A 25472-nucleotide genomic window follows, 5' to 3' on the forward strand; every position below is an offset into this window, starting at 1 on the left:
AGCTCCGCCGTCAGATGCCTACAGTGGTGCCCATGGCTGAGACGACAGACGCACCGACGATCCCCGACAACATCACCGAGGCCTCCACCGGCCCCGTTCCCGGCGCGGCGGACGACCTCTACCGCCACGTCAACGGCGCCTGGCTGGCGTCGCACGAGATCCCCGCCGACCGCGCCGTCGACGGCAAGTTCCATGAACTACGCGACCGCGCCGAACTGGACGTCAAGGCGATCGTGGAGGCGGCGGACCCGTCCACGCGCATCGGTGCGCTGTTCAGCTCGTACATGGACGAGGACGGCGCGCACGGGATCGAACAGGCCGGGCTGGGCGTCCTCTCCCCGGACCTCGACCCCGTCCGCGAGGCCGGGGACATCGACGCCCTGGTCGCCGCACTGGCACAGCTCGACCGGCACGGCGTCGGCGGCGTCGTCGGGTTCTGGACGGAGAAGGACGCCGGCGGCAGCGGCAACGAGGTCGCCTACCTCGTCCAGACCGGTCTCGGTCTGCCCGACGAGGCCTACTACCGCGAGGACCAGCACGCGGACACCCGTGCGGCGTACCGGGAGTTCATCGAACGGTTCCTGCGACTCGTCGACGAGACCGGGGAACAACCCCGACCCGGCCGTTTCGCCGGGCTCGACGCCGCCACCGCGGCCGACGCCGTCATGGAGTTCGAGACCGCCCTGGCCAAGGGCCACTGGGACACCGTGTCCTCCCGCGACGCGGAGAAGACGCACAACCCGACCGCGCAGGACGACCTGCCGTCGGGCTTCCCCTTCGCCGCCTGGCTCCGCGGCGTCGGTGTCACCCCGGACGTCGCCCCGACGGTGGTCGTCAACCAACCGTCCTACCTGGAGCACGTCGCCTCCCTGGTGCCCGGCGCGGGCGACGGCGACGGTGAAGCTCCGGATCTCGACCAGTGGAAGCTGTGGGCCTACTGGCGGGTCCTCACCGGCCGGGCCGGCAAGCTTCCCCGCGTGTTCGCGGAGGCCAACTTCGACTTCTACGGGCGCACCCTCTCCGGCTCCACCGAACAGCGCGACCGGTGGAAGCGCGCCGTGATGATGGTCGAGGGCGCCGTCGGAGAAGAGGTCGGGCAGGAGTTCGTGCGCCGGCACTTCCCGCCGGAGTACAAGGAGCTCATGCTGGAGCTCGTGGACTACCTGCTGGCCGCCTACCGCGACCGCATCAGCGACCTGGAGTGGATGACACCGGCCACCCGGGAGCGTGCCCTGGAGAAGCTGGGGACCTTCCGGGCCCGCATCGGCTACCCCGACACCTGGCGCGACTTCTCCGGGCTGACCTTCGGCGCCGACGCACACCACGGAGAGAACCTGCTGGCCAACTACCGGGCGGCCTCCGACTTCAACCACGACTTCGAGGTCGCGAAGCTCGGCAAGCCCAGCGACGGCGACCTGTGGTTCACCACCCCGCAGACCGTGAACGCCTTCTACAACCCGGTCCGCAACGACATCACCTTCCCCGCGGCGATCCTGCGGCCCCCGTTCTTCGACCCGGAGGCCGACATGGCCGGGAACTTCGGGGCGATCGGCGCAGTCATCGGCCACGAGATCGGCCACGGTTTCGACGACCAGGGCTCCAAGTACGACGGCGACGGCAACCTCAACTCCTGGTGGACCGAGGCCGACCGCGCCGCCTTCACCGAACTCACCGACAAGCTGGTCACCCAGTACGACGGGCTGGTGCCCACCGGCCTGGCGCAGCGGGGCCAGACCGACCACAAGGTCAACGGCTCCTTCACCCTCGGGGAGAACATCGGTGACCTCGGCGGACTCGGTATCGCCGTGGTCGCGCTGAAGAAGTGGCTCGCCGACCGCGGGGAGACGGTCGACACCGCCCCCACCGCACCGGTCGAGGGGGTCGACGGTGCCGACGACGGCACGGAGTTCACCGTCCTGCAGCGCTTCTTCCTGCGGTGGGCGACGGTGTGGCGCACCGCGATCCGGCCGCAGATGGCCGCGCAGTACGTGGCGATCGACCCGCACTCCCCCGGCGAGTTCCGCTGCAACGTGGTCGCGTCGAACGTCGCGGAGTTCTACGAGGCCTTCGAGGTCACCCCCGACAACGGCATGTGGTTGTCCAGGGACCGGCGCGTGACCATCTGGTAACGTCCCGGGAATGCCCGTAGCACCGATCACCCCGGACCCGGGGGCGGACGGGTGGGGACGTCCGCCCCGCGTCCGCCCGAGCGCCGGACCGGTTCCCGGCCCTCCTGACGCCGACCCGGACGGGCTCTACCGGCCCGCGGCGGTCGGACCGCACCGCACCGCCCGGTGGTTCATCCTCGTCGGTGCCGCCCTGCTGCTCCTCGCGCTCCCACTCGCCGTCCCGGTGAACGACGACCCGGACGGCGAACCGTACCTGCTCAACGAGGCCGCCGCGGACAGCCTCACCACCTGGGAGTTCGCGCCGCTGGACCTGACCGGTCTCGACGGCCGGTGCGCCGCCACCGGCGAGGCGATCCTGCCGGGCACCCTGGAGGCCACATGCATGGGCAGCAACCGGTGGGACACCGTGGACCTCGACGTCGTGGCGATGGCCGGGGTGGAGGACGCCGCCCCCTCGGCCCGCCGCGGACTGCGCGCCGTCCTCGCCTCCGACGTCTCCGACGTCCCGTTCCGTCCCGCGCCCGCCGACGAGATCCTCCACCCGTCACTGGCGGGACGCGCCGACGGGCTCCGGGTCTCCCCGGTCATCGAACTGCGGTCCCCGCTCGGGCTCCTCGACGAGCTGCCGGAACCGCGCGACCCCGGCGTTCCCGCCGACACGCGGCCCGTCCAGTACGGGGACACGGCGCCGGACGGGACGTCGGGCACGGGGTCGGGGTCGGGACGGTACACCGTCGCCGCCGCCGTCCTGCTCGACGGGCCCGACGGTGTCCTCTACACCTTCGCCGTCACCGGCGGGAACGAACGCACCGTCGCCGAGACCGCCGACCACCTGTGGGGTGCCGTCCGTGCCGCATGACAACCGTCCCCGTCCCGGCCAGCAGTGGCGCGTCCTCGACGTCCCCCGGCGCCACCACGACTCCTTCCCGCCGAACCAGCGGCCACGGCTCCGTCCCACCTGGGACATCTTCGGCTGGTCCTTCCTGCTGATCACCCTGGGCAGCCTGTTCCTCACCGCGCTGACACCGGCGGTGCTGGTGTTCTTCCCCGGGCCCGGCCCCGTCGCGCTGGCCTCGCTGTACGCCCTGGTCTTCATCGCCGTCACCTGGTTCCTCCTGTCACGCACGCTGATCTACCGGGGGACGCCCTGGCTGCTCGCCGGCGCCGCGGTGCTGTGGGGGATGACCGGTTCCTTCGCCATCGGCGCCTTCACCGTCAGCGAGCGGCTGATCGAACTGTCCTACAGCTGGGACCTCGACGAAGTGGCGCTCTCCCTCGGCGGGGCCTACCCCGAGGAGCTCGCCAAGGCGCTCGGGGTGTGGCTGCTGCTGCACACCGGGCGGGCGTGGTGGAACCGTCCCTGGCACGGGCTCGTCGCCGGCATGCTGGTGGGCATCGGTTTCGAGGCCTTCGAGAACCTCGGCTACGCGGTGATGTTCTCCGTCTACCACCCCACCTCCGACCTGGCCGGGGTGTCCGAGATGTGGCTGTTCCGCCTCGTCGCCGGACCACTGCTGCACGCCGTGTGCACCGGCCTGGTCGGGTTCGGCATCGGGATGGCGGTCTACGCCGCCGGCCTCACCTGGCGTCGACGACTGGCGTGGGTGCTCGCCTCCGGCATGGCCGGATTCATGGTGCACGCCGGGTGGAACCTGCAGCTTGACTCCACGGCAGCCACCGTCGTCCACCTCGTAGGATCCTGGGGACTGGGCGCGGCGCTGCTGGTCACCGCCGTCGTGATCTCGACGAAGGAGGCGCGGGGGCTCGCCGCCGCCGGCCGCTACCCCGCCATCTCGATCTACCAACGCATCCCGGCACCGCAGCCTGCCGCGGCATTCCCGCAGGTACAGCACATGCCACCGGGGGCGCCGCCGCACGGGACGCCGGGATACCCCGGGGCGGGTCCGGGTCCACGGTAGCGGGCGCGGTCCGGGGGCGATCGCAGAGACGCCGGAGGGGCCGGAGAAGTCTGTCCCCGTGCCGCCCTGAGCCCCTCAGGGAGCACGGGGACAGACTTTTTCCCGCCTTTTCCCGACCTTTTCCCGCCTTTTCCTGTGGTCACAGCCTGGTCACAGGCTCGGCAGCTCCGACATGAAATGCGACACGCGGGGCGCGTGTTACTCGTGTGATTGTTGGTAATAGTGTGTATCGTGTGGCGCATGCTGTCTCTCCCCTGGCGTCGCACCGCGCGCACCACCGTCCCCGCCCGACTCACCGCAGTAACCCTCTTCGGTTCAGCCGCAACGGTCGCCGCGCTGGTCGCCACCGATGTCCTCCCCGTGCCCAGCTGGGCACTCGACGGAGTCGACGTCGCGAGCCACCAGCACCCCGGCGGTGCCGCCATCGACTGGCAGAGCGTTGCCGCGTCCGGCCAGAGCTTCGCCTTCATCAAGGCCAGCGAAGGCACCGGCTACGTGAACCCCTACTTCACCTCGGACTCGGCCAAGGCGTCGGCCGCCGGCGTGACCCCGGGAAGCTACCACTACGCGAAACCCGGCTCCACCGACCCCCGCGCCGAGGCCCGGCACTACGCCGCCACCCTCGCCACCGGCGTCCAGCCGTCGCTCCCCCCGACCCTCGACCTGGAGGAGTCCGGCGGACTCGGCCCGGTGGAACTGCAGAACTGGGTCCGCGACTGGATCGACGAGATCAAGAACCTCACCGGACGTGACCCGATCATCTACACGTACCACAACTTCTGGATCAACGACATGGCCAACACCACCGAGTTCGCGGAATACCCGCTGTGGCTGGCCTACTACAACCCGACGCTGCCCGCCGAGATCCCCGGCGGATGGAACGAGGTCACCTTCTGGCAGTACTCCTCCGAGGGACAGGTCGACGGCATCTACACCAACGTCGACATGAACACCTACTACGGCACCGACGAGCAGCTGCAGGCCCTCACCGGCGCACCGTCGAACGGTAGCGCGGCCGGCAACATCGTCGACGCCCTCAAACCCATCACCGACGCCGCACTCGGCCAGGCCGAGAACGCCAACCAGACCGAGCACCAGGACGCCGCCGGCGGCGAGCCCGGACTGAACCAGCCGCTGAGCACCGACCTGCTGGTCAACCTGCTCGGTCTCGTGGGCGGCACCGTCGGTCCGGACGCCGTCATCGCCGCCGCCCAGGAATCCGGCCTGGGTGAGGCGCTGGGTGCCGTCCTCGCGTCCTCCGGCATCGAGGCCCGCGACGCCGGGCAGAGCATGCCCGTCGCCGCCGTCGCCGCACTCGTACTGGGCGCACTCGGCCTCGGCGCCGACGGAGGGGACATCGCCAACCAGGTCGGTGAGCTCGTCGGGTCCCTCGCCGGCGACCAGGGCGCACCTGCCGGAGGAGTCGACATCTCGCAGCTCGCCGGGCTCATCGGTGGCGGCGACGTCTCCCTCGACAGCATCCTGCGCCTGTTGACCGCCTTCGGTGCCAGCGACTACGCCGCACAGGTCGCCGCCGGCACCGTCGACACCGACGCCCTGCTGGCGCAGGTGAAGTCCCAGCCCTCGCCGGAGCAGGCACCGGATTCCGGCGCCGCCCCGGCCGAGGACGCCGCAGCCCCCGCCGTCGACGCCGACCCGGCCGCGCTGCGTGCCTCCCTGGAGGCCGCCGGGGTCGACCCCGAGACCGCCGCGAAGCTCTCCGCCGACCCCGCGGCCACCGTCGCCGCAGCCGAGCGCCTCGGTGTGGACCGCGAGACGGCCGCCCGGTTCGCCTCCGACCCCGAGGGTGCGCTGCGCGCCCTGGAGGACGCCGGCATCGACCCGGTCGGTGCCGCACCGATGCTCGCCGCGCAGCTCTGACCCCGCGGTGTCGGCGACGCCCGTCACCGATTACGCCGGCGTGGATGGCACGCCCACACAGAAACGCCCTGACCTGGTGATTTACGAACCCAGGTCAGGGCGTTTCGTGACGGAGGCGTAATCGGTGACCAGCCTGCGGTCCGCACTCCGTCAAAACCGCGTCACGGCTGGGGCGCACCCGGTGCCATGATGTCCGGCTCGTGGGCGTCCTCGAGACTCTCCGGCGTCGGCTCGGCGATCTCGCACAGGTTCACCAGCGCACCCGTCGGATCCACGAGGGTGCACAGACGTCCCAGCTCGGAGTTCCACGGTGCACGGACCAGCTTGCCGCCGAGCTTCTTGACCTTCTTCGCGGCCTTGTCCACGTCGACGCAGCCGAGGTAGAGGGTCCACATCGACGGATTCTCGTCCAGCTCACTGGTGTCCCACATGCCGCACAACGGCGCACCGTTGTACTCGCCGGTGGCGTACCGGAACTTGGCGGTGTCACTGTGCTGACGGATGTCCCACCCGGCCAGGTCGTGGTAGAACTTCATCGTCGCGTCGAACTCTTCACCGACGAGCAGCTCATGCCACACCGGGGTCCCCGGCTCACCCGCGGCGAAGAAGGGCTCGTCGCCGGATGGCTGCTTCAGACCCACCGTCGCGCCCGACGGATCGACGATGACGGCCATGCGGCCACGCCGGCCCACGTCGCGCGGGGAGAGGATGCTGGTGGCCCCGGCCTTCACGGCCTCGTCATGGACATGGTCGATGTCGGGGGCGTAGAGCAGCATGCCCCACAGCGACGACTTGTCGTCCGGCACCTCCCCGAGCCCCGCGACGGGCATCCCGTTCTTCTTGGCGACGAGATAGCCGTCGCACTGCGTGTCGAACTCCCAGTCAAGGAGCTCGGTGTAGAAGGCCTTCGCCTTCTCCAGGTCGGTGGTAGCCAGGTCGATCCAGATCGGCATTCCTGGCTCCGCTACGAGAGCGGGCATCAGAGGTTCCTCCACTTGTCAGGGTCGAAATCGTCGTCGGCGGTTGCTTCGTCGAAGTAGTCGTCACTGTCGCCGTCTCCGCCGTCACCGCTCCCGGTGACGACACGGGCCGCGGCGACCGGGGTGGCGTCGGGGCCGTCCCCGTCAAGAACCGCCACCTCGTCCCCGGAACGCAGGTGACGGCCGCGGCGGGTGTCTGCCTCGCCGTTGACCGTCACACGACCGGCGGCGACAGCCTCCTTGGCCGCGCCGCCGGATTCGACCAGGTTCGCCAGTTTGATGAACTGCCCCAGTCGGATGTCGTCCCCGCGGACGGGGACGTCCTGCGCCGGTACCTTGTGCTCTTCTCGCTCAGGCATGCCGACCATCCTACGACTCCGGACGGTGCCAGGGAAGTCCCCGGCCCAGAATGCCGCGATCTGCGACGACCGTCGGCCGTGCAGCCTCCCCGACCACGCCCCCGGATGTCGGATAATCGCCCTCCCAGGTAGGGGTCAGGGGGAGAATCCTTCCTGGGAGGGCGATTTTCCGACATGTGTGTGGGGGAGAGACGGGACACCTACCCCGCCTGCAGCAGTCCCTCACCGACGAGCACCACCCCGAGCACCAGGAACACCACCCCGGCGACGATGTCGATCCACGGCCCCGCGGCCTGCAGCCGTCGTGACAGGGCGGGCACGGACACCATCACGGCCACCGCCACGAACCAGGCGACGCCGGTGACCAGCAGGAGCACCAGCACAATCAGCCGCATCCCCCACCCAGTGTCCGGGGGCACGAAACCAGCGAACACCGCCCCGAAGAAGACCAGGGCCTTGGGGTTCGCCAGGTTCGTCAGCAGGCCGAGACGCCAGGCGCCCAGGGTGGAGACCCCACCGGCGGCGGCGGTGCCGGTGGTCGCGCCGGTGGGGACCACCGTCCCGCCGGCGCGTCGTTCCGCCAGGCCACCCCGCAACGCGCCCTGCCCCATCCAGGCCAGGAATGCACCTCCGACGAGGAAGAGCACGGTGAGCACCCAGGGGACCGCGGCGATCAGGGCGGACAGGCCGACCATGCTGCCGACGATCCACAGGGTGTTGCCGGTCATGATCCCCAGGGCGCAGGCCACGCCGTTGCGACGGAGGGCACCGAGCCGCAGGATCTGCACCAGGTCCGGGCCGGGCGAGGCGATGGCGAGGAGCCACGCGACGAGGATACTGAGGAGAGCGCCGCCGGTCATGGGGGTTCAATCTACTCCCCCGGCTACTCCCCCGGCACCCTCACACGCTCAACGGCATGTCCGTCGGTGCGACGGGGCGCGGCAGCGCGCTCTCGCCCATCAGGGCCCGGTCGACGGCGGCGGCGCAGGCCCGTCCCTCGGAGATGGCCCACACGATCAGCGAGGCGCCGCGACCGGCGTCTCCGGCAGCGAACACGGGAGCGTCGAAGCCGGTGGCCCGTACCTCGGGGGATTCGGCCCACCAGGTGCGGTAGTCGTCGTCGCGGGTGAGGCGTCCGCGCCCGTCGACCGGGAGCCCCAGTTCGGAGATGATGCCGGTGGTGTCGACGGAGGTGAAGCCGACGGCGAGGAGGACGAGGTCGGCGTCCATGTCGACCTCGGTGCCGGGCACGTTGACGGTGCCGTCGGGGGTGCGTTCGCAGGTCGCGGCGCGCAGCCCGGTCACGTGGCCGTCGGCGCCGGTGAGCTCCACGGTGTTGATGCGGTGGTCGCGGTGGCCCAACGGGCTGCCGACCTCTCGCGCGGCGAGGCCGAGGGCGACGATCTCGTCGGCGGACTCGTCGCCGCTGACGCGGTACTCCCCCTCCTCGTGGGCGGAGGCCACACGCCAGATCTTCGGCCACACCGGCCACGGGTTGCCTTCGGTGCGGTAGGCGTCCGGAGCGGGGTTGTAGTCGAACTGCCGGACGGAGGCCGCCCCCTGCCGCAGGGCGGTGCCGAAGCAGTCGGTGCCGGTGTCGCCACCGCCGATGATGACGACGTGCCTGCCCTTCGCGTCGATCTGAGGGGTGTCAACGTCATCAACGTCACCGGCGACGGCGCGGTTGGCCATGGGCAGGTAGTCCATCGCCTGGTGGACGCCGTCCAGGTGGCGGCCCGGGATGGAGACGTCCCGCGGGACGGTCGCCCCGACGGCCATGACGACGGCGTCGAAGCCGGCGAGGTCGGACGCCGACGGGGACACGCCGGTGCGGAAGGTGGTTCCCTCGGCCTCCATCTGGGCCACGCGCCGGTCGATCCAGCGGTTCTCCAGCTTGTAGTCCGGCACGCCGTAGCGCAGCAGACCACCGATGCGGTCGTCGCGTTCGAAGACGGTCACGTCGTGCCCGGCGCGGGTGAGTTGCTGGGCGGCGGCGAGCCCGGCGGGCCCGGAGCCGACGACGGCGACGGACTGGCCGGTGGAGAAGCTGGCCTTCACCGGGCGCACCCAGCCTTGTTCGAAGGCGTGCTCGACGATCTGCAGCTCGACGGTCTTGATGGCCACCGGCTCGCCGACGCCGGCGCCTGCACCGATGCCGTCGATGCCGAGCACACAGGCGCCTTCACAGGGCGCGGGGCAAATACGTCCGGTGAACTCGGGGAAGTTGTTGGTGGCGTGCAGGCGGTCGTAGGCCTCCTTCCACCGTCCCTGGCGGACCAGGTCGTTCCATTCGGGGATGATGTTGCCCAGCGGGCAGCCGTCGTGGCAGAAGGGGATGCCGCAGTCCATGCAGCGGGCGGCCTGGGTCTGCACCGTCGAGTCAGCGAGGGGTTCGTTGACCTCCTTCCAGTCGAGCAGGCGCAGGGGGACGGGGCGGTGTGCCGCTTCCTCGCGGGGGTACTTCATGAAGCCGTGCGGGTCAGCCATTACCTGACTCCTTCCATGATGGCGGCGGCGATGCCGTCCGCGTCGAGTCCCGCCTCGCGGGCCTGTTCGATGGTCTGCAGGACGCGGCGGTAGTCGCGCGGCATGACCTTGATCAGCGACCGGGGGTCCACGTCCACGGTGGAGCCGGTGAGTCTCCGGTGGCGTTCGATGGTGTCGACCAGCCAGTCGAGTTCGTCCTCGCCGACCTGCTCGATGTCGACGAGTCCGGGGTTGATGTGCCGGGACATGCCCTCGACCCCGGTGCCGTCGTCCATGAGGTAGGCGATGCCGCCGGACATGCCGGCGCCGAAGTTCTCGCCGACGGGGCCGAGGTTGATCACCCGTCCGCCGGTCATGTACTCGCAGCCGTGGTTGCCCATGCCCTCGACGACGGCGGTGACACCGGAGTTGCGCACGCAGAAGCGTTCGCCGACGGCGCCGCGGATGAACATCTCGCCGGAGACACCGCCGAAGCCCAGGACGTTGCCGGCGATGGTCTGGTGTTCGCCGACCGCGCCGTCGCGGTCGTGGGGGCGGATGGCGACGGTGCCGCCGGACAGGCCCTTGGCGACGTAGTCGTTGGCGTCGCCGACCAGGGTCAGGGTCATGCCCCTGGGGACGAAGGCGCCGAAGGAGTTGCCGGCGGAGCCGGTGAACGTCAGGTTCACGGTGCCCTCGGGCAGCCCGTCCCGTCCGGCGACGCGGCTGATCAGCGAGCCGGTCATCGTGCCGACCGACCGGTTGACGTTGGTGATCGGGTAGGACAGGGAGACGGTGGTGCCTTCACCGGCGGCGGCGCGTCGGATCGTCTCCCCGGCGTCCTCGCGGATGCGGTTGTCCAGGGCGGCGTCCAGGCTGTGGTCCTGGTCCTTGGTCCGGTACAGGTCCTGGTGCATGAACGGGCTGTCGGGACGGGCGAAGATCGGCGAGAGGTCGAGCGACCCGGCGGTCTTGTGCCCGGGGTCGACGGCGCCGGCGCGCAGGCACTCGGAATGGCCCACGGCCTCCTGCAGGGTGCGGAAGCCGAGTTCGGCGAGGTACTCGCGGACCTCCTGGGCGATGAAGGTGAAGAAGTTGACCACGTGCTCGGCCTGGCCGGTGAACTTCCTGCGCAGGTCGGGGTTCTGGGTGGCCACGCCCACCGGGCAGGTGTCCAGGTGGCAGACGCGCATCATGATGCAGCCCTCGACGACCAGCGGGGCGGTGGCGAAGCCGAACTCCTCGGCGCCGAGGAGGGCGGCGACCATGACGTCGCGTCCGGTCTTCATCTGGCCGTCGCACTGCACGGTGATGCGGTCGCGCAGGCCGTTCATCAGCAGTGTCTGCTGGGTCTCGGCCAGGCCGAGCTCCCACGGGCCGCCGGCGTGCTTCAGCGAGTTCAGCGGGGACGCCCCGGTGCCGCCGTCGTGCCCGGAGATCAGGACGACGTCGGCGTGCGCCTTGGATACACCGGCGGCGACGGTGCCGACGCCCTGTTCGGCGACGAGCTTGACGTGGATGCGGGCGTCCGGGTTGGCGTTCTTCAGGTCGTGGATCAGCTGCGCGAGATCCTCGATGGAGTAGATGTCGTGGTGCGGCGGCGGGGAGATCAGCCCGACGCCCGGTGTGGTCACCCGGACCTCGGCGATCCAGGGGTAGACCTTGTGCGGGGGCAGCTGGCCGCCCTCGCCCGGCTTGGCGCCCTGGGCCATCTTGATCTGGATGTCGGTGCAGTTGTTGAGGTAGTGGCTGGTCACGCCGAAGCGTCCGGACGCGACCTGCTTGATCGCCGAGCGGCGCCAGGTGCCGTCCGCCTCGGGTTCGAAGCGGTCGGGGTCCTCTCCGCCCTCACCGGAGTTCGACATGCCCTTGAGCCGGTTCATGGCGATGGCCAGGGTCTCGTGGGCCTCGGCGGAGATCGAGCCGTAACTCATCGCGCCGGTGGAGAAGCGCCGGACGATGGATGAGACGGGCTCGACCTCGTCGACGGGGATCGACGGGCGGTCGCTGTGCATCTCGAACAGGCCGCGCAGGGTGGCCAGCCGCTTCGACTGGTTGTCGACCTTGTCGGAGTACTCCTTGAAGATGCGGTACTGCCCGGTGCGGGTGGCGTGCTGCAGCTTGAACACGGTCTCCGGGTTGAATAGGTGGTACTCGCCTTCCCGGCGCCACTTGTACTCGCCGCCGATCTCGAGTTCGCGGTGGGCGACCTCCTCGGGACGGGGCAGGAAGGCGAAGCGGTGCCGCACGGCGACGTCCGCGGCGATCTCGTCCAGGCCGATGCCGGAGATCGGGCTGAGGCAGCCGGTGAAGTAGTCGTCGAGGAGCTGCTGGTGCAGGCCGGTGACGTCGGCCAGCTGGGCGCCGCGGTAGGACGCGACGGTGGCGATGCCCATCTTCGACATGATCTTCTGCACGCTGGCAGTCGCGCCGTCGATGAAGTTCCGGCAGCCGTCGTCGGTGTCCAGCCCGTCGAGCTGGCCGCGCTTGGAGAGTTCGTCGATGGTCTCGAACGCCATGTACGGGTTGACCGCGTCGGCGCCGAAGGTGAGCAGCATGGCGAGGTGGTGGACCTCGCGGGCGTCGCCGGACTCGACGATCAACGAGGCCTGTGTGCGGGTGCGTTCGGCGACGAGGTGCTGGTGCACGGCACTGGTGAGCAGCAGTGACGGCACCGGGGCCATGCGTTCGTCGGACTCCCGGTCGGAGAGGATGATCAGCGTCGCACCGTCCTCGATGGCCCGTGAGGTCTCCCGTCGGACGCGCTCGATGGCGTCGCGCATGCCTCGGCCGCCGTGGGCGACGGGGTAGAGCCCGGAGACCACCGCGGAGCGGAAGTCCCCGAAGCCCTCGTGCTCGCCGGCGTGGCGCAGGGTGGCCAGCGTGGAGTTCAGCAGGACCGGGGTCTCCAGGTGGATGCGGTGCGCGGCCTCGGGGACCTCGGTGGTGACGTCGACCTGACGGCCCAGCTGGGTGAACATGCTGGTGACGGACTTCTCCCGGATGGAGTCCAGCGGCGGGTTGGTGACCTGCGCGAAGCGCTGGGAGAAGAAGTCGAAGAGCATGCGGGGGCGGTCCGACAGCGCCGCGACGGGTGTGTCGGTGCCCATGGAGCCCAGCTGTTCGGCGCCGGTGACGGCCAACGGCTGGATGAGGACGTCGACGTCCTCCTCGGTCATGCCGAAGACCCGCTGACGCAGGACGACCCGCTCGTGGCTCATGGCCTCGTACTCGACCGGCGGCAGGTCGGCGAAGCGCACGATGTTGTCGTCGACCCACTCGCGGTAGGGCTTGTCCGCCAGCCTGGACTTGATCTCGTCGTCGGGGACGATGCGCCCCTGTGCCGTGTCGACGAGGAACATCCGGCCGGGCTCGATGCGGCGACGCTGCACGATCTCCTCCGGGGGGACCGGCAGCAGACCGGTCTCGGACCCGCCGATGACCAGGCCGTCCCGGGTGACCCAGATACGCCCGGGCCGCAGACCGTTGCGGTCGAGCACCGAGCCGATGACGGTGCCGTCGGTGAACACCAGGGCGGCCGGGCCGTCCCACGCCTCCATGAGGGAGGAGTGGTACTCGTAGAACGCGCGGACGTCCGGGTCGATGGACGGGTTCCGCTCCCACGCCTGGGGGACCATCATCATCACCGCGTGCGGGAGGGACCGGCCGGCGAGGTGGAGCAGTTCCAGGGCCTCGTCGAACCGGCCGGTGTCCGACCCGGCGGGGTCGCAGACCGGCAGGACGCGCTCGATGTCGCCGAGGACCTCCGACCGGATCTGGGACTCGCGGGCACGCATCCAGTTCTCGTTGCCGCGCACCGTGTTGATCTCGCCGTTGTGGGCGACCAGGCGGAAGGGGTGGGCCAGCGGCCAGGAGGGGAAGGTGTTCGTGGAGAACCGGGAGTGCACGACCGCCAGGGCCGACTCCACGCGCTCGTCCTGGAGGTCCAGGTAGAAGTCGCGCAGCTGTGGGGTGGTGAGCATGCCCTTGAACACGATGGTGCGCGAGGACAGCGACGGGAAGTAGACGGTGTCGGACCCGGCCCCCTCGCCCGGCCCCTTCGACCCGAGCTCGCGTTCGGCGCGCTTGCGCACGAACCACACCCGACGGTCCAGCTCGATGCCGGAGAGCTCATTACCCTCCGCGTCGCGTCCGGCGACGAAGAGCTGGTAGAAGATCGGCTCGGCGTCGCGGGCCATGGCGCCCAGGGCGGAGTCGTCGACGGGGACCTCGCGCCAGGCGATCAGCTCGAGGTTCTCCTCGGCAATGATCGACTCGACGGCACGCATGGCGTCCAGGGCGGCCATGCGGGCGGCGGGCAGGAAGGCGATGCCGGTGGCGTAGGCGCCCGGGGCGGGCAGCTCGACACCCTGGTCGGCGAGGACCTCGCGGTAGAACCGGTCCGGGACCTGCATGAGGATGCCGGCCCCGTCACCGGTGTTCTTCTCGGCCCCAGCGGCACCCCGGTGCTCGAGGTTGACCAGTGCCTGGATGCCCTTCTCCACGATGTCGTGGCTGGCGCGGCCGTGCATGTCGGCGACGAAGGCGACGCCGCAGGCGTCGTGCTCGTGCACCGGGTGGTAGAGCCCCTGGGGCGCCGGATAGTTCTTCAGCTGGTTGTTCACGGGGTGGTCATCCTCCGGTCGTCGGGTCGTGCAGTGTGGTTCTCCGTGGCCTGGGGTGGTGGCCTGTCGTCGGTGGGGGTGGCACACGGTCGGGCTCCGCTCAGAGCCGCCGGCGCCGGTGACGGACGGTGGCGTACGGCACGTCACGCCGCCACATCCGGGTCCGTCTCGTTGTGCGGTTGTCTTTGTATCTTATCCCCCCGCTATCCAGAACACGATACAACAGCATGTTCCCAGTAAATGCGCGCTAAAATCTCACTAGTTGGGACGTTTGTTTCGTCCTGGTTTCGGAGCAGTTTCCCCGCTGTGTACACCCCCGCACCACCGCAACCCGGACGTAACGCGCGTGCCGGCACCACGACGCCGGCCGCTACCATGGGAAGGGTGAAGGACCCCCTGAGAATCCACCGCGTCCTGGAGACCCTCTCGCAGGCGTGGGAGAGCCAACCGGACCTGACACTCCCCCAGCTCTACGGCATCCTGGAGTCACGGGGCATCGGCTGGAACTCCACCGACGACGAGGTCATGGACGTCCTGTCGGCGCTGGTGGCCGAGAGGCCCTCGATCCTCACCGCCGACGCACCGGGACGCTACCTCGTCGAGACCGAACAGCCGGCCCACCGGATCACGCTGGACCCCTGGTGGACGGCGGTCCGCCCTGCGCGTCAGGGACCGGGGTCGGAGGCGCCCCAACCTGTGGTGTGGCGCCACGGCGGGATCTGCCGGTGCGCCGTCGGCCAACCGCTGACCGTGCTCTCCGCCACCGGCACCGTGCACCGGTTCGGCCTGGTCAACCGGATCACCGTCCTGGCGCCGACGGTGGAGGCCATCGACTCCGCACCGGACCTCAGCGGCCTGCGCCGGAGCGACCTGGACGACCACGTCTACCTCCTCCGCCTCGCCGGCGACGAGCACACCGGGACGACGGTCCTGGTGGACCACGCGCTCTGGGTCTTCGACATCTCCCGGAGACAGGTACACCGGGAGAGGATGCACTGGTCACGCCTGGTGTCCGCCACCGTGGGTTCGGAGCTCGTCGTCGACCGTCCGGACGGTGGCCCCCTGCGACTCCGGACCGTCGAGCAGATCACGGTGCTGGAGTAGCGCCGGCCAGGGTGGTCACGGATTACGCCGGGGGTGTCGGCGAACTGGGGTTTTTCCGGGCGGGCCCCACGCCGCGGCGTAATCGGTGACACCGGCGCAACCGGCTGGCGGGTCGGCCGCTGTGGCGGAGACGAGGGGATTTGAACCCCTGGACGATCGCTCGTCGCTGGTTTTCAAGACCAGTGCATTCGGCCGCTCTGCCACGTCTCCCTCGGCTGCACGCGTCACGGTGCGTCCAGCGCGTCTGCGATTCTAACCCACCGACGCCGGATCGTCGGTGCCCACCCCTGCTTGCCGGTTGATGGTTAGGCTGGTGACATGAACGGGAACATGAAGGCAATCATCCAGACGGACCCCGCCGACCCCCGGTCCCTGCACTGGCAGGAGACCCACATCCCGACACCGCGTGAGGGCGAGGTGCTGATCCAGGTCGCCGCCGCCGGCCTGAACCGTGCCGACACCCTGCAGGCACAGGGACACTACCCGCCGCCGAAGGGGGTGTCCGAGGTGCTCGGCCTCGAGGCCGCCGGGGTGATCGTCGACCCGAACGGCTGTGTCCGGCCCGACGGCATGCCCTACCGGGAGGGTGACGAGGTCGGTGCGCTGCTGTCGGGCGGCGCGTACGCCGAGTACACGATCGTGCCTGCCGGACAGCTGACTCCGGTCCCGGACGGGTTCGGGCTGCAGGAGACCGCCAGCGTCATCGAGGCGGCCTGCACGATCTGGTCGAACCTGATGATGACGGCACACCTGCGCGAGGGCGACACCCTGTTGATCCACGGTGGTGGCGGCGGCATCGGTATCTTCGCCACGCAGCTGGCGCACGCGCTGGGCGTCCGGGTGGCGGTGACCGCGGGCAGCCCCGAGAAGCTGGACGTGTGCCGTCGCTACGGTGCGGACGTCCTGATCAACTACCACGAGGAGGACTTCGTCAAGGTCGTCAAGGAGCTCGGCGGGGCGGACGTGATCCTGGACATCATCGGCGCGAAGTACCTGGAAGGCAATGTGAGCGCCCTGGCCCCGGACGGCCACCTGGTGATCATCGGTATGCAGGGTGGTGTGAAGGGGGAGCTGAACATCGGCAAGCTGCTGGCCAAGCGGGGGAATATCTCGGCCACGGGCCTGCGCTACCGCGACCGGGAGGACAAGGCCCGGATCGTGGCGGAGACGGTGGAGAACGTGTGGCCGATGCTGGAGGACGGCCGGATCTGCCACCATGTCGACCGCGTGTTCCCGATCCAGGACGCCGCAGAAGGCCACCGGGCCCTGCTGGACGGGGAGATCACCGGTAAGGCGATCTTCGAGGTCGCCCGCTAGACGATCCCGCCGACCACGCGCACCAGGTGGTCGACGTCCATGTGGGTGTTGTGCGGGGCGAGTGCCACGCACACGGCGCCGCCCATCTCGGCGACACCCATCTGGTCGAACAGGGCGCTCTCCTCGAGCCCGACGGTCTGGGCGACCACCCCGTTGCTCAGCAGCCTCTCCCCCACCACCGAGGCCTCGATGCCCTGCACGAGGAAACTGACCCGCGGCAACCGGTCGACCGGGCCGAAGTGCCGCCCGTCGCCGCCGTCCGCGGTGCCCCAGCTGTCGTGGTCGTGCCCGGGGTCGGTGTCGATCTCCCCGTCAACGCCCACGACGTGCACGTTCTCCAGGTCCCGCAGGCCGTCGACGAGATAGCCGGCGAGCCTGCCGAGGTACCCCTCGGTGGACCGCAGAGACGTGGCGAGCCGTTCACGCCGGGTGCCGGTGGCCTCGTCGTCGAGCCCCGCGAGGTGGTTCACCGCCGCCGGGACACCACCGAGCAGACCCGGGGCGTTGCCGTCCCGCTCCAGTTCGGCGACCCGTCGGGCGGTCAGCTCCTGCGACTCCGGCGCGGCGTGGCGGCCACGGCGCAGTTCCACGAGATGGAGCTCCGCCAACAGCGACGGGTCCCGGAAGACCAACGCCCCGACCTCCGGCCCGCCGAGGGGCGCCATGTCCAGGGCGACGACGTCGGCGTCCCACTCCTCCATGTCGATCAGCCGGTAGGGGGCGTACGCCCCGGCGTCCACCACGAGCCACGCGCGCGACTTCGCCCGCATGATGTCGGCGATGGCGCGGACGTCCGTGACGGTACCCAGGTGGGTGTTCGCCGCCGGCACCGCGACGATGGAGGTGTCGAGACTGATCAGGCTGGTGAACTGCCAGGCCGGCAGGGCACCGGTGGTCAGGTCCGCCTCCGCCCAGCGCACCGAGGCCCCGTAGAGGTCGGCGGCGAGTTTCCACGGGGTGATGTTGGAGGGCTCGTCCACCCGGCTCAACACGACCTCACGGCCCATCCGCAGCTTGGCGGGGACCGCCGTGGCCAGGATCCCCAGCAGGGTCGCACGGCTGGGCCCGAGCACCACGCACTCCGGCGAGGCCCCGACGAGGTCGGCGACGGCCTCACGTGCCGCGGAGACGTGGCGGTCGCCGCGGGCCGCGCCGTCCTGCCCCTGCAGCGGGGACGCCCGGAACGCCCGGGACACCGCCGAGCTGACCTTCTCCGGCACCTGCGCACGACGGCCGGCATTCAGGTAGGTCCACCCCTCGGACAGTGATTCATAGAGGCCTCGCACTCTCGCGATGTCGAACACTCCCGACTGCCCCTTTCCGCATCTCACCGCACTGACGACCCGAAAATATCTTTGCAGGTCACGATAGTAAAACCAGGAAACGACCGCGCCGCCCCGGCAACGTCACCGATACTACATCGGCACACGGACATGAGTGGTACCGGCGGTGGCCCGGGCGCGGATTACCGCACACCGCACCGTTCCGGAGTACCGTATCCCCGTGTCCGATTCAGAAAACCCCCGCCCGGTGGCCACCGCACCGGAGTACGAGCGCTTCGTCGCCGCACCGGTGAACGGCGGTGCGCCTGCCTCGACGTCCCAGACCCTCGGTGCAGCGTGGGACGACCTGAAGCGTGGCTTCGGTCAGCGCGAACTCTGGCTCGTCCTGGGCTGGCAGGACATCAAGCAGCGCTACCGACGCAGCGTCCTGGGCCCCCTGTGGATCACCCTGGCCACCGCCGTCATGGCCGTGGCGCTGGGCCTGCTGTACTCGATGCTGTTCCAGATGGACCTCAAGGAGTTCCTGCCCCACGTCGCCGTGGGTCTGATCATGTGGAGCTTCATCTCCGGGTGCATCATCGAGGGCTCACAGGTGTTCATCGCCAACGAGGGGCTGATCAAACAGCTCCCCAGCGCGTTGAGCGTGCACGTCTACCGCCTGGTGTGGAAGCAGTTCCTCATCCTCTGCCACAACCTGGTGATCTGGCTGCTCCTGCTGGCGATCTTCCAGATCCCGGTCGGCTGGGAGGTCCTGCTCGCCGTCCCCGGTCTGGCACTGCTCGTGGCCAACGGCGTGTGGGTCTCGATGTTCTTCGGCATCATCGCCACCCGTTTCCGCGACGTCGCCCCGCTGCTGGAGTCGCTGGTGCAGCTGCTGTTCTACATGACCCCGATCGTGTGGACCACCAAGACACTGCTGGAGCAGGGGGGTGCCGTCGCCGAGCGTGCCCGGATCGCGGAGATCAACCCGCTGTTCCACTACCTCAGTGTCGTCCGCGGCCCCATGATCAATGAACCGGTCGAGCTGCATTCGTGGATCATCGTCGCCGTCCTCACGGTGCTCGGCACCCTGTTCGCCATGGTGTTCATGCGCCAGTGGCGCTCGCGCGTGAGCTACTGGGTCTAGAAGGAGTACACACATGGTTTCCATCGACACCTACGACGCCTGCGTCGACTTCCCCATCTTCGACGCCAAGTCCCGTTCCCTGAAGAAGGCCTTCCTCGGCGCCGCCGGCGGTGCCATCGGACGCAACTCCGACAACACCGTCGTCGTCGAGGCCCTGCGCGACGTGAACCTGCACCTCAAGGAGGGTGACCGGATCGGCCTGGTCGGCCACAACGGTGCCGGCAAGTCCACACTGCTGCGGCTGCTCTCCGGGATCTACGAACCCACCCGCGGGTCCGCCGTGGTCAAGGGGCGCGTGGCACCGGTCTTCGACCTGGGTGTGGGCATGGACCCGGAGATCAGCGGCTACGAGAACATCATCATCCGTGGGCTGTTCCTCGGCGAGAGCCGTAAGTCCATGGAGAAGAAGATGGACGAGATCGCGGAGTTCACCGAGCTCGGCGACTACCTGTCGATGCCGCTGCGCACCTACTCCACGGGTATGCGCGTGCGTGTCGCGCTGGGTGTGGTGACCTCGATCGAGCCGGAGATCCTCCTGCTGGACGAGGGCATCGGCGCGGTGGACGCGGCGTTCATGGAGAAGGCGCGGGTCCGGCTGCAGGCACTGGTCGAGAAGTCCGGCATCCTGGTGTTCGCCTCCCACTCCAACGAGTTCCTGGCGCAGCTGTGCGATTCGGCGCTGTGGGTCGACCACGGTCAGATCCGTTCATGTGGGCCGGTCGACGAGATCGTCGGGGCCTACGAGGGGCCGCACGCCGCCGAGCACGTCCGCGGCGTCCTGAAGGGGCTGGGGCGGCTCTGAACCCGTCCCTGCTCCGGCTGTCCTAGGATGAGGAGCATGACCACCACCGGAGACAGGGAGCCGCACCTCCGTGAGATGGGCGCGTTCCTACGCACACGGCGCGGGGAGCTGTCGCCCGGGGACGTCGGGGTCAGCCGGGCGAACCGGCGCAGCCGGGTGACCGGCCTGCGTCGGGAGGAGGTCGCCGACCTGGCACGGATCAGCGGCGACTACTACGCCCGGATCGAGCAGGGGCGTCTGGCGCCCTCCCCCGCCGTACTCGCCGCCCTGGTCTCCGCCCTCAAGTTGGACGGTGACCAGGCGGAGTACCTCGGGGCCCTCGCCGACCATGCTGCGGCACCCAGTCACGCCCTGGGGGCGGTGTCGCCGTCCCAGGACGGACAGCCGTCCGACTCCGGCACGGTCCGGCCGCAGGTGATGCGGCTACTCGACCAGCTCACCGAGACACCCGCCCTGGTCATGGGGCCCCGGACGGACATCCTGGCCTGGAATCCGCTGGCGGCCAGGGTCTACGTGGACTTCGGCGCGCTGGCACCCGACCAGCGCAACTACGTCCGCCTGATCTTCACCGACCAGCGGATGCGGTGGCTCTTCGACGACTGGGAGTCCGTGGCCCGGTCGTGTGTGGCGATCCTGCGCCGGGAGGCCGCCGCCAACCCGTCCGATCCCCGGCTGACGTCGCTGGTCGGCGAGCTCACCGTCGCCGATGATGACTTCGCACGCTGGTGGGCGGCGCACGACGTGGCACGCCAGGACTTCGGGACGAAGGTCCTGCACCACCCCGAGGTCGGCGACCTGACACTCGACTGGGAGATCTTCCGTTACGGCACTGCCCCGGACCAGCAGCTCATCCTCAACTCCGTGGAGCCCGGGTCGGCCACCCAGCAGCGGCTGGCCACCCTGATGAGGCCGGTGAACCCGATAACCCAGGAAGATTTTTCCTAGGCTGGAACCGTGTCTGGTACGGCCGCCGGACCCGCGCCACACTGGTACACGTCCGGTCGACACCGGAATTACCGTCCATAACCGAGGAGAACACGATGGCCACCGCCACCAACGTCAAGAACGCCACCTTCCGCAACCCCGACATGTACTGGGACATCGCTGCGAGCATCTACTTCCCGCCGGAGTTCGACGAAAACAAGACCTACCCGGCGGTCGTCACGGCGCACCCGATCGGCTCCTGCAAGGAGCAGACCTCCGGCAACATCTACGGCACCGCGCTGGCCGAGGCCGGTAACGTCGTCATCGCCTTCGACGCCAGCTTCCAGGGCGCCAGCGGCGGGACCCCCCGTTTCCGCGAGGACCCGGCCGAGCGCGTCGAGGATTTCCGTCGTGTCGTCGACTACCTCGTCACCCTGCCCTACGTCGACGCCGACCGTATCGGCGTGCTCGGCGTGTGCGGCGGTGGTGGCTACACCCTCAGCGCCGCGCTGACCGAGAAGCGTTTCAAGGCCGTCGTCTCGATCACCGGTGTGAACTTCGGGCGCATGCAGCGCGAGACCGCAGCCGCCGGCGAGGGCGGCGTCATCGGCGCACTGCGGGGCGTCGCCGCCCAGCGCACCGCCGAGGCCCGCGGTGCCGAGAGCGCCGTCAGCGGCATGCTGCCCGAGACCGCGGAGCAGGCCGCCGCCGTCGGCGACATCGACATCGTCGAGGCCTTCGACTACTACCGCACCGACCGTGGCCGCGAGGACAACGGCTGCGTGCTGTTCGAGGCCGCCCACGGTGCCACCGCACTGGGCTGGGACGCCTTCCACCTGGCCGATGAGCTGCTGGACCAGCCGCTAATGGTGGTCGTCGGCGACAAGCAGGGTGCATTCGGCGCGTACAAGGACGGCAAGGAAATCTACGCCAAGGCCGCCTCCACCGACAAGGAGCTCGTCGAACTCCACGATGTGTCACACTACGACCTGTACGACCAGCCGAATGGCGCCGGCGAGGCGCTCAAGAAGGTCATCCCGTTCTTCGCGGAGAAGCTCTGAGGAAGAATACGGTCCGTGGGCCCGTTCCCGCACGGGTGCTGCTCGCCGGGTGTGGACGGGTCGGCGTCCGGCTCGCGGAACGTCTCACCGCACGCGGCGCCGAGGTGTTCGCTCTACGCCGCCATGCCGCGGACCTACCGTCCTGTGTGACTCCCCTGTCCGTCGACCTGCTGTCACCGGCCCCCGGGCCGCTGCCGCGGGTGGACGCGATGGTCGTCACCCTCACCCCAGGCATCGGCGGGCCGGAGGACCCGCACGGCTACCTCACCGCACTCCGCCACCTCGCGACCGCACTCCCCGACCTCCCCTCCCGGACCGTGTTCGTCTCGTCCACCGGCGTCTTCGACCGCCCGACGCAGGACCGCCCGCTGACGGAGGACGACGCCCCTCGCCCCGTCTCACCGAGGGCGGTCACCTTGGCCGACGGTGAGGCGCTGGCCAGGGAACTCTTCGGCGCCCACGTGGTCCGTCCCGCCGGGATCTACGGCCCGGGACGGGAGTTCCTGCTGCGCACCGTGCGCGACGGAACCCCCGTCAACTACCGCCGACGGACCAACCGGATCCACGAGACCGACCTGGTGCGCACACTCGAGGTGATGCTCGACGCGGCCGGGCCCCCGTCGGTGCTGCACGCTGTCGACGGACAGCCCGCGGAGCTCGGCGATATCGTCTCCTTCATCGCCGACGAGCTCGGAGTCGAGGCCCCTCCGCAGACCACAGCGGACGAACCCGCCGGCACCTACATCGACGGATCCGCCCTGGGCCGTTTCCTGGGCGGGCTGCACTACCCCGGCTACATCCAGGGGTACCGGGAGATGATCGGGGGCGGGGTCCTACGCGGAAATCAGCGGTCCTCGGGGTGTGCGTCCTCGTAGGCGCTGATCACGTCGGCGGCGATCCGGCCACGGGCGGAGACCTCACGCCCGGTCTCGCGCGCCCACTCGCGGATGCGGCCGTTGCGTGCGGCATCGGCGGACGACGTGGACGCCCCGGCCTTCCCGGACGTTCCCCGTCCTGCACCGGCGGACGCGGTACCGGTCGCGGTACGGGGCAGCTTACGCGCCACCTTCAGGTACGGCTCGAGCTCCTCGGCAAGGATCTCCGCGTTCAGCTCGGACAGGTCCAGGACGTACTCGGAGCCGCGGTAGCCGAGCTTCACGGTCCGCACCTCGTCAGGCGCGAGTTCCTCGCGGTCGATATCGTCAACGTAGGTGATCACAGTTCGTCGTCCCATTCGTGTCAGCCTACCACCGGCCGGCGGCGGCACCGGTCCCCCGGCACGACCGGGCAGGTCAGCTGCCGCAGCACCCCGGGGCGCACACCGCACCGTCCACGCCCACGCCGTAGTCGGGGACGCACCCCTGTCGCTCAGCCCCCTCCCCCAGGGCCAGGTCGACGACCATCTCCGCGAAGAGGGGTGCGAGCCCCGGCGTCGCCGTCCGGACCATCTCGACACCCAGTTCCGCGGCGGTCTCCGCGGCCTCGGTGTCGAGGTCCCAGAGCACCTCGACATGGTCGGCGAGGAAGCCGACCGGACACAGCACCACCGGGCGGGTGTTCCCCGCGGCGACGCGGGCCCGCAGGTGGTCGCTGATGTCCGGGGCCAGCCAGGGCACCGACGGCGGCCCCGAGCGGGACTGCCACGCCACCTCCGGCTCCACCCCTGCCGCCCCGTCCCCGACCGCGAAGGAACTGTGGTCACGGATCAACCGTGCACTGTCACGGACCTGACGGGAGTAGAGGTGACCGCCGTCCGCGGGCGGGCCGGACTCCGCGTCGGCACGGAGGGGGACCGAATGCGCGGTGAAGACGAGGTCGGCGTCGGCACCGGCACCGGAGAGGGACGCCCTGGCGGCGTCCACGGCACGGGCGAACGCGGTGATGAACAGCGGATGGGCGTGGAACTGCGGTAGGCGCTGCAGACGTGGCGGGACCAGCCCGGCGTCGACGACGGCGCGGCGGGCCCGGGCGACGTCCTCGTGGTACTGCCGGCACCCCGAGTAGCCACCCCAGGCGGAGGTGGCGAAGACTGCGGCGGAGCGGACGCCGTCACGGGCCATCGTCTCCACCGTGGACTCGACGAACGGGTGCCAGTTGCGGTTGCCGAAGTAGACGGGGACGTCGGCCCCGCGCGACCGCAGTTCGGTACGGATGCGGTCGATCATCCGGCGGTTGAGGTCATTCAGCGGGCTTTTGCCACCGAGGGCGTAGTAATGCTCGCCGACGTCCCTGAGTCGCTCGCGCGGTATTCCACGGCCACGGGTCACATTCTCCAGGAAAGGGATCACGTCGTCCTCCCGCTCGGGGCCACCGAACGAGAGGACCAGCAGGGCATCGGGTTGTCTGCGTGCAGTCACCCCCTCACCGTACGCCACCGATCCAGCTATCACCTCACCTAGCTAGGTATAACCACACGTATTACCCCGAAAAAGACGACTTAGAGGAACAATCTTTCTTCACTAGCTAAGCTAGCAACATGACCGGTCTCCCCGATCCCCCTCACGATCACCGTCGCGGACGCCCCACACCGCCGGTCGTCCTCACGGACGCCGAACGCGCGACCCTCACCGGCTGGGCGCACGACGCCACCTCCGGGACCGCGCTCGCACTGCGCTCGCGGATCATCCTCGCCTGCGCGACCGGCGCGACGAACACGCAGGTGGCGACCACCCTGGGGGTCTCCCGTCCGACCGTCGGCAAATGGCGCAGCCGGTTCCTGGAACTCCGTCTCGACGGCCTGACCGACGAACCCCGGCCGGGTCGCCCACCCCGGATGACCATGGAGGAGATCCGGGAGATCCTCGCGACCCCGCCGACACGTCGGGGAAGGCCCGTGGGTTGGACACGGCGTGAACTGGCGCGCCAGACCGGCCTGTCGGCGTCGACAGTGGGACGCATCTGGAAGAACCTCGACCTCCCCGACACGGCCCGGTAGCCGCAGGGGAGCCTGCACGGTACCCGCCGACAGCCGTAACGTGACGGAAACACGACCGGTTATGATGACCACATGTCAACGGACTACTGGTACGACGGTGCCGACCCCGCCGTGGCGCTCCTGCATGCCGTACGGCGTTTCCGGGCCGCCGACCAGGAGATGCGCCGGCGCACCGGCGCAGACATGGGCCTCAACGCCACCGACACCGAAGCCGTCCGTCACATCATCTCCGCCGAACGCGCCGGCAGCCCCCTGACCGCCAGAGGACTCGCCGACACCCTGCACATCTCCACCGCGGCGACAGCCAAACTCCTCAACCGGTTGACCGCGTCAGGCCACGTCCGGCGCGCCCCGCACCCCGGCGACCGACGCTCGGTGATCATCGTGGCCACCGACCTCACCCACGACGAAGTCGACGAGTGGCTCTCCCCGATGCACGGGAGGATGCTGCAGGCCGCCCGCGACGTCCCCGCCGGTGACCGCCGCGCCGTCATCGGCTTCCTCGACGCCCTGGTCGAGGCCGTCACCCCGGACGACGCCGCACGGGACCACTGAGGTGCC

Annotated in this window: 21 protein-coding genes and 1 tRNA gene; 13 read left to right on the forward strand and 9 right to left on the reverse strand. The window is 69.8% G+C overall.

Annotation, left to right across the window (positions count from 1 at the left end):
* Positions 1–32: 32 nt before the first annotated feature.
* The 4 genes from MUN33_RS02240 (at position 33) to MUN33_RS02255 (ending at position 5929) form a co-directional block, all read left to right on the forward strand.
* The gene (locus MUN33_RS02240; RefSeq protein ID WP_244803288.1) at positions 33–2129 is read left to right on the forward strand and encodes a M13 family metallopeptidase; all 2097 of its coding nucleotides are present in this window, start codon (positions 33–35) and stop codon (positions 2127–2129) included.
* A 10-nt stretch (positions 2130–2139) separates the two neighbouring features.
* Positions 2140–2988, forward strand: a complete 849-nt coding sequence (locus MUN33_RS02245; RefSeq protein WP_244803289.1) for a hypothetical protein — start codon at positions 2140–2142, stop codon at positions 2986–2988.
* Entirely contained in the window at positions 2978–4048 is a 1071-nt protein-coding gene (locus MUN33_RS02250; RefSeq protein WP_244803290.1) for a PrsW family intramembrane metalloprotease, read from the forward strand. Before MUN33_RS02245 ends, MUN33_RS02250 begins: the two co-directional genes overlap by 11 nt.
* A gap of 240 nt (positions 4049–4288) precedes the next feature.
* Positions 4289–5929 carry a glycoside hydrolase family 25 protein gene (locus MUN33_RS02255; protein ID WP_244803291.1) on the forward strand — a complete coding sequence of 547 codons (1641 nt, stop codon included), beginning with the start codon at positions 4289–4291 and terminating at the stop codon, positions 5927–5929.
* A 161-nt stretch (positions 5930–6090) separates the two neighbouring features.
* On the opposite strand, the gene MUN33_RS02260 is transcribed toward MUN33_RS02255, so the two are convergent.
* From MUN33_RS02260 to gltB, 5 genes are all read right to left on the reverse strand, one after another.
* On the reverse strand, positions 6091–6909 hold the full coding sequence (locus tag MUN33_RS02260; RefSeq protein WP_244803292.1) for a VOC family protein: 819 nt from the start codon (positions 6907–6909) through the stop codon (positions 6091–6093).
* On the reverse strand, positions 6909–7268 hold the full coding sequence (locus MUN33_RS02265) for an RNA-binding S4 domain-containing protein (RefSeq protein WP_244803293.1): 360 nt from the start codon (positions 7266–7268) through the stop codon (positions 6909–6911). Before MUN33_RS02265 ends, MUN33_RS02260 begins: the two co-directional genes overlap by 1 nt.
* A gap of 200 nt (positions 7269–7468) precedes the next feature.
* Complete coding sequence (locus tag MUN33_RS02270) at positions 7469–8128, reverse strand: LysE family translocator (protein WP_244803294.1); 660 nt, start codon at positions 8126–8128, stop codon at positions 7469–7471.
* Between the two features lie 40 nt (positions 8129–8168).
* On the reverse strand, positions 8169–9755 hold the full coding sequence (locus tag MUN33_RS02275) for a glutamate synthase subunit beta (protein WP_244803295.1): 1587 nt from the start codon (positions 9753–9755) through the stop codon (positions 8169–8171).
* Positions 9755–14347, reverse strand: coding sequence for a glutamate synthase large subunit (gltB, locus tag MUN33_RS02280; RefSeq protein WP_244803452.1), 4593 nt, complete (start codon positions 14345–14347; stop codon positions 9755–9757). Before gltB ends, MUN33_RS02275 begins: the two co-directional genes overlap by 1 nt.
* 396 nt (positions 14348–14743) lie before the next feature.
* On the opposite strand from gltB, the gene MUN33_RS02285 reads away from it, so the two are divergent.
* On the forward strand, positions 14744–15463 hold the full coding sequence (locus tag MUN33_RS02285; protein WP_244803296.1) for a hypothetical protein: 720 nt from the start codon (positions 14744–14746) through the stop codon (positions 15461–15463).
* Between the two features lie 122 nt (positions 15464–15585).
* Here MUN33_RS02285 and MUN33_RS02290 read toward each other — a convergent pair.
* A tRNA-Ser gene (locus MUN33_RS02290) sits at positions 15586–15673 on the reverse strand.
* Positions 15674–15793: 120 nt separating this feature from the next.
* On the opposite strand from MUN33_RS02290, the gene MUN33_RS02295 reads away from it, so the two are divergent.
* The gene (locus MUN33_RS02295) at positions 15794–16780 is read left to right on the forward strand and encodes an NAD(P)H-quinone oxidoreductase (RefSeq protein ID WP_244803454.1); all 987 of its coding nucleotides are present in this window, start codon (positions 15794–15796) and stop codon (positions 16778–16780) included.
* On the opposite strand, the gene MUN33_RS02300 is transcribed toward MUN33_RS02295, so the two are convergent.
* Positions 16777–18084: an aminotransferase class V-fold PLP-dependent enzyme gene (locus MUN33_RS02300; RefSeq protein ID WP_244803297.1), complete on the reverse strand. Its 1308-nt coding sequence runs from the start codon at positions 18082–18084 to the stop codon at positions 16777–16779. The genes MUN33_RS02295 and MUN33_RS02300 overlap by 4 nt on opposite strands.
* 226 nt (positions 18085–18310) lie before the next feature.
* Here MUN33_RS02300 and wzm point away from each other — a divergent pair, with 226 nt between their 5' ends.
* The 5 genes from wzm (at position 18311) to MUN33_RS02325 (ending at position 22851) form a co-directional block, all read left to right on the forward strand.
* Positions 18311–19189 (forward strand): galactan export ABC transporter permease subunit Wzm/RfbD, encoded by an 879-nt coding sequence (gene wzm, locus MUN33_RS02305; protein WP_439647824.1) that lies wholly within the window; start codon positions 18311–18313, stop codon positions 19187–19189.
* A gap of 13 nt (positions 19190–19202) precedes the next feature.
* Complete coding sequence (wzt, locus tag MUN33_RS02310) at positions 19203–19991, forward strand: galactan export ABC transporter ATP-binding subunit Wzt/RfbE (protein ID WP_244803298.1); 789 nt, start codon at positions 19203–19205, stop codon at positions 19989–19991.
* Between the two features lie 36 nt (positions 19992–20027).
* On the forward strand, positions 20028–20936 hold the full coding sequence (locus tag MUN33_RS02315; protein ID WP_244803299.1) for a helix-turn-helix transcriptional regulator: 909 nt from the start codon (positions 20028–20030) through the stop codon (positions 20934–20936).
* 95 nt (positions 20937–21031) lie between these two features.
* Positions 21032–21976 (forward strand): alpha/beta hydrolase, encoded by a 945-nt coding sequence (locus MUN33_RS02320; protein ID WP_244803300.1) that lies wholly within the window; start codon positions 21032–21034, stop codon positions 21974–21976.
* 146 nt (positions 21977–22122) lie between these two features.
* A complete protein-coding gene (locus MUN33_RS02325) occupies positions 22123–22851 on the forward strand; it encodes a Rossmann-fold NAD(P)-binding domain-containing protein (RefSeq protein WP_244803301.1) in 729 nt (242 codons plus the stop codon).
* Here the strand turns inward: MUN33_RS02325 and MUN33_RS02330 are convergent.
* Together MUN33_RS02330 and MUN33_RS02335 are read right to left on the reverse strand one after the other, a co-directional pair.
* A complete protein-coding gene (locus tag MUN33_RS02330; RefSeq protein WP_244803302.1) occupies positions 22821–23210 on the reverse strand; it encodes a histone-like nucleoid-structuring protein Lsr2 in 390 nt (129 codons plus the stop codon). The two genes, MUN33_RS02325 and MUN33_RS02330, sit on opposite strands and share 31 nt — an antisense overlap.
* Before the next feature lie 58 nt (positions 23211–23268).
* On the reverse strand, positions 23269–24333 hold the full coding sequence (locus tag MUN33_RS02335; RefSeq protein WP_244803303.1) for a ferrochelatase: 1065 nt from the start codon (positions 24331–24333) through the stop codon (positions 23269–23271).
* Between the two features lie 119 nt (positions 24334–24452).
* Between MUN33_RS02335 and MUN33_RS02340 the strand changes: the two genes are divergently transcribed.
* Both MUN33_RS02340 and MUN33_RS02345 read left to right on the forward strand, forming a co-directional pair.
* Positions 24453–24911, forward strand: a complete 459-nt coding sequence (locus MUN33_RS02340) for a helix-turn-helix domain-containing protein (RefSeq protein ID WP_244803304.1) — start codon at positions 24453–24455, stop codon at positions 24909–24911.
* Positions 24912–24983: 72 nt separating this feature from the next.
* Positions 24984–25466 (forward strand): MarR family winged helix-turn-helix transcriptional regulator, encoded by a 483-nt coding sequence (locus MUN33_RS02345; RefSeq protein WP_244803305.1) that lies wholly within the window; start codon positions 24984–24986, stop codon positions 25464–25466.
* Positions 25467–25472 lie beyond the last annotated feature (6 nt).

The organism is Corynebacterium kalidii, from assembly GCF_022869005.1.
GTDB classification, from domain to species: domain Bacteria; phylum Actinomycetota; class Actinomycetes; order Mycobacteriales; family Mycobacteriaceae; genus Corynebacterium; species Corynebacterium kalidii.